Source organism: Pseudomonas sp. Hz4 (assembly GCF_054898165.1).
The window spans coordinates 4,562,952-4,583,327 of record NZ_CM142719.1; the positions used below are offsets into that span (position 1 = coordinate 4,562,952).

Annotated in this window: 13 protein-coding genes; 4 read left to right on the forward strand and 9 right to left on the reverse strand. The window is 57.8% G+C overall.

The annotated features are described in order from the left end of the window. Window positions 1-21: 21 nt before the first annotated feature. From ACYZTR_RS20830 to ACYZTR_RS20840, 3 genes are all read right to left on the reverse strand, one after another. Window positions 22-492: a hypothetical protein gene (locus tag ACYZTR_RS20830; RefSeq protein WP_461973578.1), complete on the reverse strand. Its 471-nt coding sequence runs from the start codon at window positions 490-492 to the stop codon at window positions 22-24. Beyond that, window positions 489-8,717, reverse strand: a complete 8,229-nt coding sequence (locus ACYZTR_RS20835) for a two-partner secretion domain-containing protein (RefSeq protein ID WP_461973579.1) — start codon at window positions 8,715-8,717, stop codon at window positions 489-491. Before ACYZTR_RS20835 ends, ACYZTR_RS20830 begins: the two co-directional genes overlap by 4 nt. Window positions 8,718-8,815: 98 nt before the next feature. Next, window positions 8,816-10,522 carry a ShlB/FhaC/HecB family hemolysin secretion/activation protein gene (locus ACYZTR_RS20840; protein ID WP_461973580.1) on the reverse strand — a complete coding sequence of 569 codons (1,707 nt, stop codon included), beginning with the start codon at window positions 10,520-10,522 and terminating at the stop codon, window positions 8,816-8,818. A 342-nt stretch (window positions 10,523-10,864) separates the two neighbouring features. On the opposite strand from ACYZTR_RS20840, the gene ACYZTR_RS20845 reads away from it, so the two are divergent. Then, window positions 10,865-12,250, forward strand: a complete 1,386-nt coding sequence (locus ACYZTR_RS20845; RefSeq protein WP_461973581.1) for an IS4 family transposase — start codon at window positions 10,865-10,867, stop codon at window positions 12,248-12,250. A gap of 62 nt (window positions 12,251-12,312) precedes the next feature. On the opposite strand, the gene ACYZTR_RS20850 is transcribed toward ACYZTR_RS20845, so the two are convergent. Both ACYZTR_RS20850 and ACYZTR_RS20855 read right to left on the reverse strand, forming a co-directional pair. Further along, window positions 12,313-12,732 carry an SMI1/KNR4 family protein gene (locus ACYZTR_RS20850; protein WP_461973582.1) on the reverse strand — a complete coding sequence of 140 codons (420 nt, stop codon included), beginning with the start codon at window positions 12,730-12,732 and terminating at the stop codon, window positions 12,313-12,315. A 15-nt stretch (window positions 12,733-12,747) separates the two neighbouring features. After that, the gene (locus tag ACYZTR_RS20855) at window positions 12,748-13,329 is read right to left on the reverse strand and encodes an HNH/ENDO VII family nuclease (protein ID WP_461973583.1); all 582 of its coding nucleotides are present in this window, start codon (window positions 13,327-13,329) and stop codon (window positions 12,748-12,750) included. A gap of 465 nt (window positions 13,330-13,794) precedes the next feature. Here ACYZTR_RS20855 and ACYZTR_RS20860 point away from each other — a divergent pair, with 465 nt between their 5' ends. Continuing rightward, complete coding sequence (locus tag ACYZTR_RS20860) at window positions 13,795-14,070, forward strand: hypothetical protein (protein WP_461973584.1); 276 nt, start codon at window positions 13,795-13,797, stop codon at window positions 14,068-14,070. A gap of 71 nt (window positions 14,071-14,141) precedes the next feature. Here ACYZTR_RS20860 and ACYZTR_RS20865 read toward each other — a convergent pair whose 3' ends face one another. Next, entirely contained in the window at window positions 14,142-15,488 is a 1,347-nt protein-coding gene (locus tag ACYZTR_RS20865) for a DEAD/DEAH box helicase (protein WP_064679181.1), read from the reverse strand. Window positions 15,489-15,681: 193 nt separating this feature from the next. Between ACYZTR_RS20865 and ACYZTR_RS20870 the strand changes: the two genes are divergently transcribed. Then, window positions 15,682-16,980, forward strand: a complete 1,299-nt coding sequence (locus ACYZTR_RS20870; protein ID WP_461973585.1) for a mechanosensitive ion channel family protein — start codon at window positions 15,682-15,684, stop codon at window positions 16,978-16,980. Window positions 16,981-17,090: 110 nt separating this feature from the next. Here the strand turns inward: ACYZTR_RS20870 and ACYZTR_RS20875 are convergent, their stop codons facing one another. The 3 genes from ACYZTR_RS20875 to ACYZTR_RS20885 all read right to left on the reverse strand — a co-directional run bounded on the left by ACYZTR_RS20875 (window position 17,091) and on the right by ACYZTR_RS20885 (window position 19,402). Beyond that, window positions 17,091-17,957, reverse strand: a complete 867-nt coding sequence (locus ACYZTR_RS20875; RefSeq protein ID WP_461973586.1) for a carboxylate/amino acid/amine transporter — start codon at window positions 17,955-17,957, stop codon at window positions 17,091-17,093. Between the two features lie 365 nt (window positions 17,958-18,322). Beyond that, window positions 18,323-18,922, reverse strand: a complete 600-nt coding sequence (locus ACYZTR_RS20880) for an FMN-dependent NADH-azoreductase (RefSeq protein ID WP_461973587.1) — start codon at window positions 18,920-18,922, stop codon at window positions 18,323-18,325. 150 nt (window positions 18,923-19,072) lie between these two features. After that, window positions 19,073-19,402 carry a 3-phosphoglycerate kinase gene (locus tag ACYZTR_RS20885; protein ID WP_282377086.1) on the reverse strand — a complete coding sequence of 110 codons (330 nt, stop codon included), beginning with the start codon at window positions 19,400-19,402 and terminating at the stop codon, window positions 19,073-19,075. A 48-nt stretch (window positions 19,403-19,450) separates the two neighbouring features. On the opposite strand from ACYZTR_RS20885, the gene ACYZTR_RS20890 reads away from it, so the two are divergent. Continuing rightward, on the forward strand, window positions 19,451-20,374 hold the full coding sequence (locus ACYZTR_RS20890; protein ID WP_033056127.1) for a LysR family transcriptional regulator: 924 nt from the start codon (window positions 19,451-19,453) through the stop codon (window positions 20,372-20,374). The last annotated feature ends 2 nt before the right edge of the window (window positions 20,375-20,376 follow it).

A 20,376-nucleotide genomic window follows, 5' to 3' on the forward strand; every position in this document is an offset into this window, starting at 1 on the left:
TCCCAACACACCCTACCACATCTAATCTTCGACATAACCTTCCTCAGGCAAAAAGAAATGGGCCGTTAACCAACAGGTAACCATCGATGCGACGAACAGTATCAGAAGCTCAACGACATAGTCTGAGTACTGAGCCCCCTTAATATTTTGCACTACATTTGAAATAAACAACAATACCCACGATGTTGCTATACAACTTCCCAAAAAGGAAACCACCATACAGTTACGCGGTGTTTTCTTGACTTTAATTAATGCAATCGCCAATGCGTAACCCAGAAACGGCAGAAAGAAAGCTAACTGTATGAGAAGAGGGGTCAAAAACGGCATTAACAGCAATTCAGCGCCCCTCACCGAACCCAACAATTTTGGATTACTCACCAACTCGGCGAGCACTGCTACTGTTCTGATAATTCCGGCAATGAATACAAGTACTAGCGGACAAAGAAAAAAAGCCAGAAAAACTTTACGACGTGGATAAATGACTCCACTCATGGCACACAACCTTGACTCTTAGAGTGCCCCAGTAATTTGCAACCAAATTCCACCCGAGATTTATAGTCCAAAATAGACACCCCTCCATTGGCACCAACAATGGAGTCGGGCCAAATTGAAGTATCAGTAGCTAGCCTTCCAATATTCTGAAAAATATTGTGCTCCTCCAAAAATCTTTCATGAATTGACTGCAGTAAAGACTGCTCGGTCTTTAATTGATTTATATCCCAAGCAACAGGATCAGTACTGACTTTATTGAATAGACCCTTGAAGTTATCGAACCCGCCGTTGATCAGTGCATCACCAGCCGCTGTACGCCAGCTATATACTGGAGCCAACAACCAACCCAGACCAAAGGTTATGTAAGATGCATTTCCATCTGCACCTAACCCATTCAATGGCGCCCTAGAAACGGCCTCCGCACCCCAGAACCACTTGGCCCCTATCCCAAGTTGTTGTTCATAGAGATTACTGGCTCCAAAAAAATTTGCTCGATTGTCGATAGTATTCAGATAGGTAACCAACCGGTCGGATGCACCTTCCGTATTATAGAGATAGTTAAAGGTACTTTGCGATGTGCGAGAAACATCACTGTGCATGATATTCCATGCATCCTGCATGGCGATGTACTTTATCGCAGCGTTCACCGCCGTCCGGCAGCCATCACTTTGAGGAGCTTTATCACACATGCTACGCATTTCAGAATCCAGAAACTCACTCATTTTCTCAGCCTTCGCGATCGCCGCGTCTTTCTGCTGCTGAGTGGAGCAAGTTCTGCCCGACAGGCAATTATCGACCTCATCAAATGCCTCGTGAGTCAAATAGTTGTACTGTGTAGCATTCGCCGCCACTGCAGCACCAACCCCGACATCCCCACCAGAAGCCGCTGCGCCTAACACACCAACAATTTGCGAAAGCGCGAGGAGGTTGGCCTGGGCCTGGTTGTACTCCGCAGAGCCCGGAACGAGGTTTGAGGGTAAAAGCTTGTCGCCCAGCAATCCGACCAGTATTTCGTTAGCGCCACCCGCCAACGCTCCGGTGCGGAAGTCACCGCCCATCGCTTCAGCCAGCAAGCCACCCAACCCCGCATGCAGGAGGATTTTTGCTAAACCGCCCTCTGGCAGGGGCAGATCACCAATCTCCCCGGCGCCGACAGCGCCACCAATACTTGCAGCTACGCTGACAGCCGAACTGGCCAGATTGTCCTTTAAGCTTCCGCCGTAAACAGCCGTCTTGATCAGAGCATCGGCAGTCACCTTGATAGCCACAATCTGCATGCTCTTGGCGTCCAGCCCCAGTGCACCCGGGTTGTAATTGAGCCCTTGCATAACGCCGGCTGTCGCGGCGGCTGTCACATAGCCTTTGATACTGTCTTTCGAAGTAACGTCTTTGATGACCTTGCCAAGATTGCCTCGGTTGTCGATGGTGCTGACGGTGGCCTTCGTCGCAGCACTCACGGCGACCGCCTGCAACATCGCGTTCATGCCTGCCATCATCGGCCCCATGACGGCAGCCAACGCAATCGCAATGATCAACTGTGATGCTGGCCCTAATCCCGAGTTGCTGTACTTGAACGACTCATGAATCTCCTTGACCTGCCTCCAGTCCACATCGCCGCGTGCTTCGGCCTGTTTCAACCAGGCAAGCTGAGGGTCTGCCTGGACCATCGCATCAATGGTCTGACTGACGCTTTGCTGATTCACCTGCTTGAGGTCGATTTGCAGGCCTTCGACGGCTTTGATCGTGATGTTGCCTTTGGCAATCATCTGGGTCTGGCGCAGTGTCTCGTCGGTATTGCCCTTGCCTTTCGATGAGGTCCAGAAAGCATCGCCATCACTCTTGGTATGGCTCTCGTCATGCAGGTCTTTCACCCCTTCAAAAACAATCGCCCCGCCACTGTCCAGCGTGATGTCCTTGCCACTCTCCAGCTTCGCCACCTGATAGCGCTGATCGCCCTCGCTGATCAGCGTCAAGTTGCCACCCGTCTTGATCTCGCTGCCCACATGGGTGATCTGCGTGACTTCATCGCGCTGGGTTTTCTCGGCGCCCCAACCACCCTTCTCCTTCATGTCATACAGCGTGTAATCCTTGTTCTGCGCCGCCAGCAGGTTCAGGTCATTACCCGCGTAAACATACGCCTCGTTCCCCGCGCTGATCTTGCTCGCGATCAGCGTCGTGTCCCGGCCGGAGCTGGTTTTGACATTGCCGCCAGCACTGAACTCAGCCGCTTTCTGAACGGTGTGGTTGTCCTCTTCGTGGGTGCGTTTTTTGCCGTCCTTGCTGTGGGTTTCGACGTTGTGTTCGTCGCCGGCCGAGGCCAGGGTGAGGTCGCGCCCGGCGTCGGCGGTGAGGTTGCCTTCGGCCTTGGCGGTGCTGGCGATGACGTTGATGTCGCGGCCGGCGTTGAGGGTCAGGTTACCGCCGCTGGTGACGCTCGAGGCCAGGTTTTCCACGGTGGTGGTGATGGTGGAACGATGGCCGCCATCTGCCAGTTCGTGGATTTCGCTTTTGTTGCGCGTGGCCAGCAGGTTGAGGTCGCGGGTGGCGCTCAGGTTGGCGTCGCCGCCGCTGCTGATGGCCGCTGAGTTGGTCAAGTCGCGGGCGGATTTGATGGTCAGCGTGTCGCGGGCGCTGATGCTGCCGCCGTCGTCGACCAGGGTGCGCATGCCGGAGCCTGCACCCACGGCGATGGCGGTGCGGTCGTTGACGATGTCGCCCTTGAGGGTGCTGAGGCTGACCTGATTGCCGCGAATTTCACCGGCCAGGGCGTTGCGAATGCTGTCCGTGGCCATGAGGCTCAGGCGTTCCTTGGCTTCGACCAGACCGCCCTGATAGAGGCTGCCTTTGACGTTGGCGGACAGGTCGTGAGTGCCGCGCAGGGTGCCGACGTTGACCAGGTCGTTGCCGGCGATCAGGGTCAGGTCGCGGCCCTGAATCAGGCTGCCGCCGCGCACGTTGCGCGATTCGGCTTGCGCCAGATACAGCACCGGCACCAGCACTTTCTGGCCATCGACGATGCGCTCTTCCATCCACACGATATCGTGGGTCAGCGCCGCGACCTGCTCGGACGTCAGCCTTACGCCCACGGACAGGTTCAACGCGGTTTTGCTCGTCAGGGCATTGTCCATCAGATAACGGAATTGCTCGTAATCGTCGTTCAGCCCGTTGGCGAGAAAGCGTTGGCCGGTCTGGGCCAGCACGGCGTCGCTGATCAAACGGGATTCATAACGACCGTCACCGAGGCGGCGCGCGGCTTCATCGGCGCTGAAGTTGAGCTTGCCCAGCAGGTAATCGGAACTCATGAACGGCGCGGACTGGGTCAGCTCCGGGTTGGTTTCGATCAGGTAACGGCTTTGCGGATTGCGACTCTGCACGAACATTCCGTACGGCCCTTGGGGCAGGCGGAAGGTCGAAGACGCCGTCGGGTCCACGGCGGCAAACGGCACACCCCGGAAGTCGACCGGAACGAAGCTGACTTGCTTCACGCCTTCGGCATCCACGCGTTCGATGCGTGTGATGTCCTTGGGCACCTGAGCGCTGGCGTCGGTGCTGCGTTTGCCCAGGTTGATGTTGATACCGCCGACCGAGGCCGTCTGCTCGCTGCTCAGCGAACCGGTCAGTTGGCCGTAGGTGTTCTCGTAAAGCGTGCCGTTCTGGATGCTGTTGGTGACGTTCAGTCTGACGTTGCCACCGGCTTGCAATACGGCGGCGTAAACGTTGTTGCCGTTTTCATTCCAGGTGGTGACGTCGCTCTGCACGGCGAATCGATCGTCACTCGAACGGTCGCTGAGTTCCTTGAAACGCACTTCATCGAAATTGCCTGCCGCGGTCGCCGCGTTGAACGCCGGAACATCGGTGTACTCCATCTTGTCCCAGAGGCTGTTGTCGATACGGCCGGGGGTACCAATGGTCACGACGCGGCGGCCCGAGCGCGACGCTGCGCCCTGGTTGAGCAGGCTGTCGGCGGTCAGGTCGAGGTTGCCGTTGGCTGCCATCAGGCTGTAACGGTTTTCGACCTGATTGACGTGGACGGTGAGGTTTTTTCCAGCCACCAATCGCGAAGCGCGAGAGTCCTTGAGTACGGTGTCGTTGAACTCGGTGATGAGGGTGATCTTGCCGCGTTTCCAGCCGTCGCTACCATCGCAGTGCTGGCCGCATTTCCACTTCAGGCTGCCGGAAGATTGCCCGGACGTCAGTTCGAATTCGGATTTGGCGTTCACCAGCGACGCGACGTTGATGTCGATGTCGCCTTCGCTTTCGATAGTGGCCGACAGGTTGCTGAACGAGGCCGCCCGGCCGCCGTTCAGGGCGCTGAAAGACAGGTTGCCGCGACTGTATATATCGCCGAAATAGTTGCTCAGGCTGTTGCCGTGCAGTTCCATCGCGCCGCCACTGAACAACAACGTATCGGCACCGTTACTGATGCCGTTGGCCGCGTTGAGAATGACCTTGCCTTGAGCGCCGAGGGTGCCTTTGTTATCGATCCGGGCCGCCGTCACCGTCAGGTTTTGATTGGCGATCAGGCGACCGAGGTTGTCGAGGGTGCCGCGCAGGTTCAGTTGCGTGTCGCCGCCACTGACCAGACGACCGTCGCGCTGGATCAGATCGTTGGCGCCGATGGTCAGTTTCTGTCCGGCCGAAACTCGGCCACTGTTGAGCAGATTGCCGCCCAGGGTCAGCGACAGGTTGCCGTCACTGAGCAGCTCGCCGGCGTTGGTCAGGTTGGCGACATTCAGGCTCAGTGCCGAAGCGCTGGCGATACGGTCACCGACATTGAGGGTCAGGTCTTGCGCGCTGGTGTAGGTCAGGCCACCGTTGAGTTGCCAGGTGCCCACTCCATTGACGGAGCCAATGTCCCAACTGCCATTGCCCAGACCGGTGAGGCTGCCTTGGCTGCCGGTCAGGTTATTCAGGTCGAGGTCGAACAGACCCTGCGCTGCGTGACGTACGCTGCCACTGAGGTTATTGAGCTGAACACCGCTGAGGATCAGGTCCTGGCTGCCGATCTCGATGACGCCGTTCTGGTTGATCAGGTTGCCGGTCAGTTTGATCTGACTCGACGCGCCACCGAGCGCACGGACTTGGCCGCCGGCACTGTTATTCAACTGGCCGCTGATGAGGTTCAGGCCGGTGGCCGACTCGATCAACCCACCCTGGTTGAGAATCTGGCTGACAGCTTCAAGTCCCAGTCGCGTGCCGCTGATTTCACCGCCGGCGTTGTCCAGGCTTGAACCATCGAAGATGACCTGGCCTTTGGCAAACAACTTGCCAGCGCGGTTGGTCAGGCGAGTGACCGTGAACTTCAGGTCGCCCAGCAGACTGGACATCAGCCCGGCCTTACCGTTGACGGCGCTGTTGTCGAGGTCGCCGGCGGTGATGTCCAGACTGTCGGCCTGAATGGTCCCGCTCTGGTTCTGCAAGCTGCCCTGGCCCAGCGCCAGTTCCCCGTGGCTGCCCTTGGCGAGGATCACACCTTGCTGATTTTGCAGGCTTGTGCCGACGATTTTCAGGCCATCGCTGTCGGCGATGATCTGGCCTTCGTTGCGGTTGTCGACGGCCGTGCTGCTGATGTCCAGACGCTTGCCGCGCAAAGTGCCGCCACGGTTGTCGAGCTGGGAGAGCTGCTCAAGCAGCAGGCGCTGATCAGCGGCGTCGACCACGCCGGTGACGTTGCTGAAAACACCGGCGACTTTCAGTTTGATGGTGCCATCGCTGCTGACGATGCCGCCCTTGTCGTTGTTGCTCAGTTGCCTCGCGGTAACGTCGACGGTTTTACCGAGCAGGACACCAGCACTGTTATCGACCGTGTCACTCTCGATATGCAGACCGGCTTCGCTTTGAATCCGGCCCTTGAGGTTGAGCAACTGTGACTGACCGGGAGCCGTCTGTTTGAGTATCAATCGTGCGCCGTCAACGCCCGCCGCCAACAGGCCGTTATCGCTGTTGTCGAGGCTGGCGGCTTGCAGGTCCAGGCGATCACCCATGATCCGCCCGCCACGGTTGTCGATGCGCCCGCCTTCGGCGACCAGCAACAATTGCTGACCGGCCACGACACCTTGGCGGTTGTCCAGGCTCGCGGCCTGAATGTCCACGTCCCTATGGGTGGCCTGCAAACGACCCAGGGCATTGTTCAGGTGTTGAGTGACGATCAGCGTGAGCTTGCCGGCCTCGGCGCTTAAGGTGCCGTTGGTGTTCTGTGTGAGATTGTCGAGTGTCGTATGGACGGTGCCGCCCAGCAGCTTGCCCTCGGTGTTATCCAGGTCACGCCCAACAACTTTGAGGCCCGCGGTGCCCTGAATCAGCCCCTGAGTGTTGTCCAGGTCCTGGGTACCCAGAACACTGTCTTCGGACGAGATCGTGCCCTGCGTGTTGTCGAGTTTGCCGCGACTGGTCAGCTCGAGGGTTTTGCCCGTCAGGCTGGCGTTGCGGTTGTTGATGCTCTGGGCGGTGACGCTCAGTTGGCTCGAGGCCTGCACCTTGCCGTCGTGGTTATCGAGGTCTTCGTCGAGGGTCAGCCCCAGCGCACCGCCCTCGGCGCTGATCACGCCTTTTTGGCTGTTATCCAGACGGGTGGCGTTGACGGTCACTTTATCGGCGGCCAGCGTGCCGCCGTGGTTGAGCAGTTCGCCGCCGGACAACGACAGGGCTGTCTGCGCCTGAATTTTTCCTTTGCCGTTGTCCAGACGCTCGCTGGCCGTGACTTTGGCGTTGGTCTGATTGGCCGCGATCAAACCGTTGGTGTTGTCGAGTTGACGGGTGTCGAGGTCCAGGCGCCCGGCAATCATTTTGCCGTCGCCATTCTCCAACTCCCGAGCTTTGAGCGTCAGGCTGCCGCCGGCGATTTCGATGCGGCCCTGGCGGTTGTCCAGGCTGTCGAGGGTCAGGGTCGCCGCCTGGCCATCGGCGAAGCGGATCAGACCGTTGAGGTTGATAATGGCCGGGGCGTTGAACGCCAGACTGCCTTCGCCGAAGATCCGCGCATTGAGCCCCTGGTTGAGCAATCGAGCGGCGTTGAGCGTGACGTTGCGTCCCTGAATGATGCCGTTCTGGTTATCGAGCGCACCACTGACCTGCGCGTTCAAGGAACGGCTGGCCAACAGGCTGCCGCTGTTGCTCAGGGCCTGACTGTTGAGGGCAAGATCCCCACTGGCGTTGCGGCTATTGTCGGCATTTACACCGGCTTCGATGACACCGAGATTGGTCAGTTTGCCGCCGCTACTCAGACGTACCGTGTCCCTGGCGGCGAGGCTTTGACGGTTGACCAGGTCTTCGGCGGTCTGCACGGCCAATTGCGTTCCGGCGTACACCGGTCCTTGGGCATCGAGGCTTCTGGCTTTGATGTCGACAACATTACTGGCGGTGGCTTTGACCATGCTCAGGTGGCCGTTGACGTCGATCTGAATATCACCACCACTGGCGGCGAGGTTGCCGGCCAGCTTCACGCCGACCCCAACTTCGGTGCCGACCAGTTTGATCGCCCCGGCGTACATGCCGCCCAGGGCCGAGGAGTCGATAGCCAATTGCGGCTTGGCGCTGCCGTCGTCGGCGCGGGCGGTGGCGTTGAGATTGTCGGCGTTGACGTCGTTGCGACCGGCAATGAGGGTCAGGTTTTTCGCGTGGATTTCAGCGTTGATTTTCGCGCTGCGGGTGATGATTTCGAAGCTGTCGACACGGCTGGCATCAAGGCCCGTCCCCTCGATGGAGACACTGCCCTGATCGACCTGGAAACGATCCAGACGACCGCCGCCGTCGAGCACTGGCTTGCCGGTGGTCAGGGTCACGCGCGGGGTGTTGATGAAACCGCAACCGTTGCAACTGATGCCATACGGGTTGGCGACGATCACGCGCGCCGACTGTCCCGCCACTTCGGTGTAACCGCGCAACTGGCTGGGGCTACCGCCGATGACTTCGTTGAGGATCGTCTGCGCCGCACCGCTGTTTTTCAGGTGCGGGTTGCCAATGACGATGCCGCCCAACTGCGTGGCCAAGGTCTGGGTCGAACCGTTGTTGAGGATGACCCCTTGGGCGCTGACGTTGTAATCGTGAAACTGGTTATGCGACAGACCACTGCCATTGGGGGTGGCGATGTTGATGATCTGCACCCCGTTGCCGGCGTGATCCAGCGTGGTGCCTGGCGTGCTGACGACGATGCCCTCGGCCTGGGCCCATATCGGTTGCCAGAACATGACGTTGGCCAACAGGAACGCCAACCCACGCTTGGGCATACCCCAGAAGTGTTCACGGGTTTTTGGCAGCAGCGGGTTGGCCGGCCAGAAAGGCCAGTTGGCGAACGTCCATGATCGAATCTCGTTTAAAGCAGAATTTAGAGGAAGACATCCACGCGGAAATAGATCGGCGCTTCGCGCTCGGTCAGGGTGTCCGGGCGTTCCAGAGAATGGGCAAACGTCACGCTGGCGGCCACATGCTGGCCGCGAGCAAACAGCTCTGCCGAGTTGCTGGACATGCGTCCGTGTTGATCGCCGTTGTAGCGATCGCCACGAATCACGCCCTGGTCGTAGCCGAGGCTGGTGCCGTATTCGGCGAACACCGGGCGTAGCCATTCCAGCGTCACCGGGCGACTCCAGCGCAGGTCGTTGCGCCAGTAGCCGCCGCTGTCGCCGGACAAGGATTGATCCTTGTAACCGCGAATCGACGACTGCCCGCCGAGGCTGGTGCGCTGCGGGCTGAACAGCACGTCTTCACTGCGTTGGCCGGTCATCAGGCTGGTGAAGCTGAACGACTCGCCCCACACCTTGAACGGCTGCAGGTAACTCGCGGTGGCGGTGTACTTGCGGTAGCGCGCGTCCGGCTCGCCAGGACCAGGATGGCCATTGCCCTGAGCATCGAACGCGCCGATGCCTTCCTGCATACCCACATCGAGGTTGACGAACGCACTGCCGACCCGTCGACCGTGGTTAATGCCGTACTGCGCTTCGCTGAGGCGGTTGCTGCTCAGCTTGAGCTTGCTGTCTTCGATGAAGTTATTGCTGCGCAGGTAAGAGATACCCGCGTTGAGAGAGGTCTTGCTCACGGCATCGCGATGGATGACCCGCTCGGCGCGCAGCTGATGGTTTTGGCTGTCGCCGGTCTGCTTGAAGTTGTAACCATTGGCGGCGATCTGCGAGCGGTACTCGCTTTGGCTGTAGGTGTAACTGAAGTTCCACCAACCCCACGGCAAGTTGTAATAGAGCATCGCGTTGTTGGACGTGTGCTGGTGATCGGTCATCGCATCGTGGCCACCACGCAGCATCAACTGATCGGCCAAGCCCAACGGACTGTCCCAATCAAACGTCGTGCCCCACTGCTGCTCGCCGATGCTGCGCTGGCCATCGTTGCTGCGGGACAACCCGGCACGCCACGGCTTTTGCGGGGTGTTCTTGACCGACACCTCGCTGCCACCGACGTTCTTGCCCGGCGTCAACTCCATCTGCGCCTGGTTCGACGGCAAGCGGTTCAGTTGATCGACCAGTTGCTCGATCTCACGCAAATTGACCAGGTCACCGGTCTTGCCGGGAAAAGCCATGCCCAACTCGCGGTCCGACAGCTTGCTGCCCTCCGCGCCTTTCAAGCCTTCGAGCTTGCCTTCGACCACCAGCACCTTCAAATGCCCGCCGGACAAATCCTGCTGCGGCAAGTAGGCACGGCTGGTGACCAAGCCTTTTTCGATGTAGTGGTCGGTGATGACCTTCAACAGTTCATTGAGCTGGGTAACGCCCAGGCACTGGCCGATGTAAGGCTTGAGCAGACGATTTTTCTCGCTCTCCGAGAGACTGTCGGCGCCTTTGAGCTCGATGTCCTTGATGGGGAAACAACGGGCGTCGGCCGGAGCCGTCGGTTGCGTGGGCTTGGTTGCCTTGCCGGGCAATTCCTTGAGCTCTTCGAGACGCCGACGCTGCTCTTCGAGCAAGCGATCCTGACGTTCGCGGATCAGGTCGGTTTCACCGGGAGTGGGGGCGGCGTGAGCAAGAGTTAGCGGAGAAAGGCACAGCAAAGCCAGGCACAACCTCGCCACGAGGGCGGGTGGGTACATGTTCGATCCCTCGAATGGAGAGTGATAGCAAAATAGTGGCGCGCTATTAGATGGCCATTATTCTGGCGTCAATGAATGGATCCATTCGAAAACAGGTAATTGGCGACTGGTGCTGGCTAAAACAGGCGCTTGCTACGTGAGGGACAGTGCGAAAATCGGGGACAGAGCACGTTTAATCGAAGAAGCACTGCCTCTTTCTCAGGATAAATGTGGTCTGCCCCGAATGGCACTTACTTAGCAGCTAACCACTTGAGCTAAAAGCAAAAAAATGAAGAAGGGGTTGGTCTTGGTCTACGTTGATAGTTGCGAACACACACACCGATGACCAAGGACACAACCCCAATGAATCGTAGACGTCAAATTCTCCAGCATCAACAGCAACGATTTCATCGACATGCTTCGAACTGTGATGCCTATGCTTTTTTCAATCTCCTCACTGCTCCCGAACTGTTACAGCGCGTCGAATCTGCACTGCCAGAGTATCGGGAGCGTCTGTTTCCGCCGACTGAAACACTGTCTATGTTTCTGGCTCAAGCGATGAGTGCCGACCGTTCTTGCCAGAACGCGGTCAACGACTTGTCCATCAAACGGTCTTGTGGCGGCATGAAGCCCAATAGCATTCGCACGGGCGCCTACTGTAAAGCCAGAAAGCGCCTGCCTGTAGAGATGGTTTCCACGTTGGTTAGGCACACCGGTACCTCGATAAGTGATAAAGCACCATCGTCGTGGCGCTGGATGGGACGGCCTGTACGCCTTGTGGACGGTACGACGGTCAGCATGCCCGACACCGCAGCCAATCAGGGTGCCTATCCGCAGTCGCGCGGTCAGAAGGTCGGTCTTGGTTTTCCGCTGTGTCGAGTGGTTGGCATCGTTTGCCTCTCCAGCGGCGCCGTTTTAGATGCCGCCCTTGGGCGTTTCCGAGGTAAGGGCGGCGATGAACAGACGCTACTCAGATCAATGCTCGACACGTTGAAAGCAGGAGACATTTTGTTGGGTGACGCTTACTACACTACCTATTTCCTGCTGTGCGAGTTGCAACGAAGAGGTGTCGATGGCGTGTTCGAACAATATGGCGCTCGACGGCGCAGTACGGACTTTCGCTTGGGTCAAAGTCTCGGTCCGGAAGATCATCTGATCGAGTTGAAAAAGCCCGAAAGAAGGCCGCCCTGGATGAGTCAGGCGCATTACGAACAGGCGCCTGAAAGACTGACAGTGCGAGAGCTTAAGGCTGGCGGAAAGACTTTGGTGACCACGTTGCGTTGCCCGAAGCAGACACCAAAAACAGCCCTCAAATCGCTGTACAAGGGGCGATGGCATGTCGAGTTAGATTTGCGAAATCTCAAAGCTACGCTGGGACTTGGAAAGTTAAGCTGCAAAACTCCAGGCATGGCAGTCAAGGAGTTATGGGTCTATCTGTTGGCACACAATCTGATCCGAATGCTCATGGCACAATCGGCTCTATTAGCTGACTGCTTACCTCGCGAACTGAGCTTCAAACACAGCCTTCAGCTATGGCTGGCGCTGCGACAATATGGCAGCCCCGAAGAAGAGGATGGCCTGTCAAACTTATTGACGCTGATCGCTCAAAGGCGCGTTGGAAACCGACCTGGTCGTATCGAGCCGCGAGCCATAAAACGAAGACCTCAAGCCTACCCCTTGCTGACCAAATCACGTCGGTCAGCAAGGGCAGATGTCAGGAAGAATGGGCACGCTAAACATGTTAAGTAAGTGCCATTCAAATCCGCCCCCTTTACGCCTTTATGTAATCTCTACATGTAAGTGTTTACCCTTCATTGTTCATCAATCCAGACAGCCTTAATCCAAGCACCTAGAGTTGGCCAACTTTCTGAAGAGGTACCATCGTGCGACCAAAACCTGACATCTCCTTCGTCCGATATACAGTAGTAATTTCCATTATCCTCACAAAATGGAAGCCATGTTTTAGGAACTCCGACGCTCCAAGCCTCTCTTGCGGCATGTAAAAGCTCTCTAGGATGACTCTGTGTAGAAGTAACTCTTAGTGCATCCTTCCCATTAAAAACACTATCACCGGCCTCCTTAAGAAAAACTCTATACTCACCAGAAATGGCCAACCCTAGTTCTCTTTCATAGGAGTCTAGGAGACTTTCGTCTGGCAGTTCCTGCCGCACGGGCAAACTCATCCTGACGCTTTTAAGCTCGGCAATAGCTGAGTGAATATCAACAAACATCGCAACACCTCTCAGTCAAAAATCCAAAGATCTGGACTTCCAATAATCTTTCTTCCATTTTTCAAATTGCGCCCGGTTGATCCCAGACGGAATTTCGCTACCAGAGTTGATATGAATCACACCGCTGTTCTTCTGGTGGAAACTCTGGGTGACCTCAGCAATTGGACCATCCTGCGTCTGAAGCATGTGGTGAAGATTTACCTTCTTCCCGTCAGTACCATACGGCGCCAAGCCATTTTCCATCAACTGTTTGTTAGTAAAGCCGGTACTTGCGTCAACCCTGCTGGGGTCTATGAGGTCATTCCTTTGATATACCTTGTTCCCTCTGAACTGCTTGAGGTTGGTCAGTACCGGGTTGGTTTCGATCAGGTATTTGTGCGGATTGGAGCGCGCGCTGGTGTCAGGCAGTCCCTGCACACGCGGCACGTTGAAGGACGCGTCCCCTCTATTGGGCAACAGCACACCGACCGGACCGTCACCGGCGGCGGCATTGACGTTGACCTGAGCGGTCTTGTCGTTGAGATTCACCGACGGGCGACTGGCCAGAGCCAGCTCGCGATTTTTGACCGAGACCGGGTCGTTCTGGTCGAACTGCACGCTTGGGCATACCCCAGAAGTGCTCAGGGGTTTTCACGACAGCAGAGGGCTGGCGAGCGAGGAAGGCGCAGTGGCGAACGTCCATGTCAAAGATCTCGTTTCGTCGGAGCGATGGTTGAGGACAAAATCGAAGGCAAAGCGATCCCGACACTGCCAGCACGATAGGTGCTCGCAGCGGGTCGGATTTCATATGGAGATAAGTGCGCGCCCGGTCAGGACGTCCAGGGGCATGGTGCACTGTCCTTCGCGACGGCAGGCGTCAGGACTGTTCGATCCCTCGAAATGACAAATTGATATCAATATGATGGCGCAATGTCAAGTTGCCATCATTCTGGCGTCAATAAGTTGATTTCTGGCTTTTTTACAACCGCTCTAGGTCGCTGGTCTTCGAAGGCTTCCTGAACTTTTCAGAGCGCTCGACCCTCCACTCAATATCGTCGCGATGCAGATATTGAGGCCCAACCCATGAAAACCCTGCTGAAACTCACCCTCGCCGCCACCCTCGCCTGCGCACTTCCCGTCTGGGCCTGCACCCCTGAGGAAGCCACCATCAAACGCGAACAATTGGCCAAGGAGGTCACCAAACTCACCGAGCAGAACCCGGCCAAGGCTAAGGAGATCAACGCTGAGTTGCAGAAGATGGATCTGGGGACGGCGAGCAAGGATTTGCCGGACAAGTGTCAGTTGATCGATCAGCGATTGAAGGAGCTCGGATCGGCGGAGAAAAAAACCGAGGGTTGATCCATCTAAGGAATCCCAGGCATAAAAAAACCGGACACATGTCCGGTTTTTTATTGGATCGCTACCGCGCTTTATTCAGCAGCCGGTGCTTCCGGCTTGCGGCGCTTGAGCGGGGCCATGCCGTCCTTGCTGACCAGCGACAGGGCGTCGGTCTTCGGGCGGTTGGCGATCTTGCGTTTGGTCGGGGCCTTGGCGCCGGTTTTCTTCTTGTCGCCTTTGGCGTCGACTTTTTTCTTCTTCACGCCAACGGCTTTACCCGAGGCCTTGACCTTTTTCGGTCCGCCGTAGGTGCCTTTGACTTCCTTGATGGTGCGGCGCTCGAAGCTTTGCTTGAGGTAGCGCTCGACGCTCGACATCAGGTTCCAGTCGCCGTGGCAGATCAGCGAGATGGCCAGGCCATCGTTGCCGGCACGGCCGGTACGACCGATGCGGTGAACATACTCGTCGCCGCTGCGCGGCATGTCGAAGTTGATCACCAGGTCCAGGCCATCCACATCGAGGCCGCGAGCGGCAACGTCGGTGGCAACCAGGATTTTCACGCCGCCCTGCTTCAGGCGATCGATGGCCAGCTTGCGATCCTTCTGGTCTTTGTCACCGTGCAGCACGAACGCTTTGTATTCCTGCGCCACCAGGCGGCCGTAGATACGGTCGGCCATGGCCCGGGTGTTGGTGAACACGATGGCCTTCTGATAGGTCTCGTTGGCCAGCAGCCAGTTCACGATCTGCTCTTTGTGCTGGTTGTGGTCAGCGGTGATGATCTGCTGACGGGTGGTCGCGTTCAGATCGCTGACGTTGTTCAGCTGCAGGTGCTCAGGGTTGTTCAACACCTTGGCAACCATCTCGCGCAGGCCCGAACCACCGGTGGTGGCGGAGAACAGCATGGTCTGCTGACGGTTGGTGCACTCTTGCACCAGGCGCTGGACGTCTTCGGCAAAGCCCATGTCGAGCATGCGGTCGGCTTCGTCGAGGACCAGGACTTCGACTTCTTTCAAGTCGAGGTTGCCGGCGTTCAGTTGCTCGATCATCCGGCCCGGTGTACCGATCAGGATGTCCGGCACCTTGCGCAGCATGGCGGCCTGGACTTTGAAGTCTTCACCGCCGGTGATCAGGCCGGACTTGATGAACGTGAACTGCGCAAAGCGCTCGACTTCCTTGATGGTCTGCTGAGCCAGTTCGCGGGTCGGCAGCAGGATCAGGGTCTTGATGCTGACGCGGACTTTAGCCGGGCCGATCAAACGGTTGAGGATCGGCAAAACGAATGCAGCGGTTTTGCCGCTGCCGGTTTGCGCTGTCACCCGCAGGTCACGCCCTTGGAGCGCCAGCGGAATAGCCGCTGCTTGCACAGGCGTTGGCTCGACAAATTTAAGCTCGGCCACGGCTTTGAGCAGGCGTTCGTGCAGGGCGAATTGGGAAAACACGGGTGCTACCTCGAAGAAATACAAAAAAACAGCTGCATAGGGTAACGGTTTCGAGCGCTAAGGCCGAGTTTCTTTATACAAACGGCGCTAAACAGTGGTTTTTTTGTTGCGTCTTTTGTCCCAAAACGTCATCCAAAGCGTCTTAAATGCTCTAATCGCCCCGTCGCGTCCTATAGAAGAACCGTTTTCGCCCATGGATATCAAACAGCTCTGGCTCAACGTCCAAGACCTTTGGGGTGCGCTCGATCAGCACCCGCTCCTGCATTCCAGCCTGGCGCTGATGGTGTTGCTGGTGATTGCACTGGTCCTCGGACGAGTGGCGCGCTATCTGATCCTGCATGCAACCAAAATGCTTGGCCGCCAACCGGCGCTGCACTGGGTCAACGATTTACGCCACAACAAGGTCTTTCATCGCCTGGCGCAAATGACGCCGTCGCTGGTGATCCAGTTCGGCCTGCACCTGGTGCCGGAGCTAGGCAAGACCAGCCTGATCTTCCTTGGCAATGCGGCGCTGGCGTTCACCATTCTATTCCTGGTGCTGGCCATCAGCGCACTGCTCAACGCCCTGCTGGACATCTACGCGCGCACCGAACATGCCCGCACCCGCTCGATCAAAGGCTACGTGCAACTGGCGAAAATGGTCTTGTACGTGTTTGGCGCGATCATCATTGTCGCCACGCTGATCGACCGCTCCCCGCTGTTGCTGCTGTCGGGTCTGGGCGCCATGTCGGCGGTGATTCTGTTGGTTTACAAGGACACCCTGCTGTCGTTTGTCGCCAGTGTGCAGCTGACCAGCAACGACATGCTGCGGGTCGGCGACTGGATCGAGATGCCGCAAGTCGGCGCCGACGGTGACGTGGTCGACATCACGCTGCACACGGTCAAGGTGCAGAACTTCGACAAGACCATCGTTTCGATTCCGACCTGGCGCCTGATGTCCGAATCGTTCAAGAACTGGCGCGGCATGCAACAGTCCGGTGGACGAAGGATCAAGCGCAGCCTGTTCATCGATGCCAGCGGCGTGCGGTTTGTGCGTGATGACGAAGAGTCAAAACTGGCCCAGGTACACTTGCTGACCGACTATATCAGCCGTAAGCAGGCTGAACTCAAGGCCTGGAACGAAGCCCAGGGCAATGTGGCGGCGATGTCGGCCAACCGTCGGCGGATGACCAATATCGGGACTTTCCGCGCCTATGCGCTGGCGTATCTGAAAAGCCACCCGGAGGTCCAGCCGAACATGACCTGCATGGTTCGGCAGATGCAGACCACCGCCCAGGGTATTCCACTGGAGATTTACTGCTTTACTCGCACTACCGCGTGGGCGGATTACGAGCGGATTCAGGGGGATATTTTTGATTACCTGCTGGCGGTGTTGCCGGAGTTTGGCTTGAGCCTTTATCAGCAGCCGAGCGGGGGTGACCTGAGGGCCGGGTTGCTTCCGGCAGTGCTCGGCGCGAGCCACATCCCTGAACCCGAAAAACACATCATGTAGCACCACATATCCCTGTAGGAGCGAGGCTTGCCCGCGAAGGCGGTGTGTCAGGCAACATCGTCGCCGACTGACACACCGCCTTCGCGGGCAAGCCTCGCTCCTACAGGGGTTTAGTGTGTGGTTATCGATTGGCGTACACCCAACCGGCTGATCCACACCGCCATCAGAATCACCACCCCACCCAGGAACAACCGCCCCAGCGCTTCATGCTGATTCCAGATCAGCAGATTGATCAGCAACCCCACCGGCACATGCAGGTTGTTCATCACCGCGAGCGTCCCGCCATTCACCAGGCACGCGCCCTTGTTCCACCAGTACAACCCGAGCGCAGTCGAGACCAGGCCGAGGAACACCAGCACGCCCCATTGCAGCGGAGCTTCGGGCAGGAAGTTCTGTTTGCCGAACAGCAGAAACGCTGGCAACGCCACCGCCAATGCGCCGAGATAGAAGTAACCGAAGCGCCGATAATGCGGCAGATCGCTCGGATGACGGGCGACCAGATGCTTGTAGAGCACCTGCCCGGCGGCGTAGGTGAAGTTGGCCAGTTGCAGCAGCAGGAACCCCATGAAGAAATCCGGGTTGATCCGGTCGTAGCGAATCACCGCCGCGCCCATCACCGCCACCAATGCGGCGATCAATGCCCATGGATTGAAGCGCCGGTTCAGCGCGTCTTCAATCAGGGTTACGTGCAGCGGCGTGAGGATGGTGAACAGCAGCACCTCCGGCACTGTCAGCACCTGAAAGCTCAGGTACAGGCAGACGTAGGTCACGCCGAATTGCAACGCGCCGATCAGCAGCATGCCGCGCATGAACGCCGGTTCAACCGAACGCCAGCGAGTCAACGGAATGAACACCAGCCCCGCCAGCACCACGCGCACCAGCACCGCGAAGTAGCTGTCGACATGACCGGCCAGGTATTCGCCGATCAGACTGAAGGAAAACGCCTGAATCAGCGTGACAAAAAGTAGATAGCCCATGCTCGCCTCATTTCGAATGGCGGCGACGATAGCGGTTTTTGCTAGCCACCGCGACCCGTCAGGCAATACACCAATCCCTGTGGGAGCGAGCTTGCTCGCGATAGCGGTGTGTCAGATAACATTGGTGTCGACTGACACTCAGCTATCGCGAGCAAGCTCGCTCCCACAGAGTCCGCGTCAAATTCAGCTTCAGGTTGCCACCCGGCAAATCCCAGGCAAAAAAAAGCCCGATCTCGCTAAAGCGTTCAATCGGGCTACAGCACTCAGGAGCAACAAGTGCAAAAGGGAGGTTCGATGCGCGTAGAGCCTTGAAGGGGTTGCGCCAAGCCACTTGAACATCAAGGGATTATCTGGCGATTAAAGCCTCAGGCGACCAGGGCAAGCTTGGCGTTGGCCTGGTTCAGACCCTTCTCCTGGAAGTCACCGCCCAAGTTCATGCCTTCAGCGTGAATAAAGGTCACGTCGTGGATCCCGATGAAGCCCATGACCTGACGCAGGTACGGTTCTTGGTGGTCCGCGGTGCTGCCGGCGTAGATCCCGCCGCGAGCAGTCAACACATAGGCACGCTTGCCGCTGAGCAGACCTTGTGGGCCGGTGTCGGTGTACTTGAAGGTCACGCCGGCACGCAGCACGTGGTCGAGCCAGGCTTTCAGCGTGCTGGGGATCGCGAAGTTGTACATCGGCGCAGCCATGACCAGCACGTCGGCGGCCAGCAGTTCGTCGGTCAGCTGGTTGGAGCGTTCGAGGGAAGCCTGTTCGATGTCATTGCGTTGTTCGGCAGGTTTCATCCAGCCGCCCAGCAGGTTGATGTCCAAGTGTGGTACCGGGATGACGGTCAGGTCACGCACCGTGATCTGGTCGGCCGGGTGAGTCGCTTGCCACTGGCTGATGAAGGTCTGGGTCAGTTGACGGGAAACCGAGTCTTGCTGACGGGCGCTGCTTTCGATGATCAGAACACGTGACATGGGATGTAGGCTCCATCTGAGAATGCTGTAAGGCGATGGAGTGAAGGTTAAACAGAACAATATCGATGAAAAAGCGCAAATAACTGCTATAAATCATCGATAAATTTGTTTATAAGCGGAGCGTACCCGGCGAGTGTGCTCCGCGTTGTGTCATTTTGGGGTGCAGGTCAGTTTGATACGCATCTTGATGATGGTCCGGGTGAACTTCGCGGTGGCATTTTTGTGTTTGCCTGCGGCCACTTCAATCTTGCGCGTGCGCGGTGCTTCCGGGCCATTGTTGAAAACCACCGTACAAGACGCATCGGTGGTGCCGTAGTTGTTCACCTGAATGGAAGCAATGTCGCTATCTGTGTCATACGCGTTGTAGTCGATGCTCAAGCCATTCAGCTGTTTTTGAACATCGATTGGATAGGCAAAGGCCGTCAGCGGCAACATCACCAGCAGCACACAACCCGATACCACACAACAAAGCTTTTTCATTCAGCAGTCTCCAATAAGGACTGCCAGCTTAGACAAGAGGAGCTATTCATGAAAGCGCCCCGCGTGACCCTTGATCAATGGCGAACGTTGCAGGCCGTGGTCGACCACGGTGGTTTCGCCCAGGCCGCCGAAGCGCTGCACCGTTCGCAATCGTCGGTCAGCTACACCGTGGCGCGCATGCAGGACCAACTCGGCGTGCCGCTGTTGCGTATCGACGGCCGCAAAGCCGTGCTGACCGAAGCCGGCGGCGTGCTGCTGCGCCGTTCCCGGCAACTGGTGAAACAGGCCAGTCAGCTGGAAGACTTGGCCCATCACATGGAACAAGGCTGGGAAGCGGAAGTTCGGTTGGTAGTCGACGCTGCGTACCCGAGCGCCCGCCTCGTCCGCGCCTTGACCGCGTTCATGCCGCAGAGCCGTGGCTGCCGGGTGCGTCTGCGCGAAGAAGTGTTGTCGGGCGTGGAAGAAGTCCTGCTCGAAGGCGTGGCCGACCTGGCCATCAGTGGTTTCAGCATCCCGGGTTACTTGGGCGCGGAATTGAGCGACGTCGAGTTCGTCGCGGTCGCCCATCCCGAACATCCGTTGCATCGCCTCAATCGCGAACTGAATTTCCAGGACCTGGAAAGCCAACTGCAAGTGGTCATCCGCGACTCCGGTCGCCAGCAGCCACGGGACGTCGGCTGGCTCGGCGCGGAACAGCGCTGGACCGTCGGCAGCCTGGCCACCGCCGCTACTTTTGTCAGTAGCGGTCTGGGTTTCGCCTGGTTGCCTCGGCACATGATCGAACGGGAACTCAAGGAAGGTCTGCTCAAGCTGCTACCGTTGGACCAAGGTGGCAGCCGCAACCCGAGCTTCTACCTCTACTCGAACAAGGACAAACCCTTGGGTCCGGCCACGCAGATTCTCATCGAACTGCTGCGCACCTTCGACACTGCGCCGCTGGATGCCCCTTTCGCCGCCCCTGAACAAGCCTGACA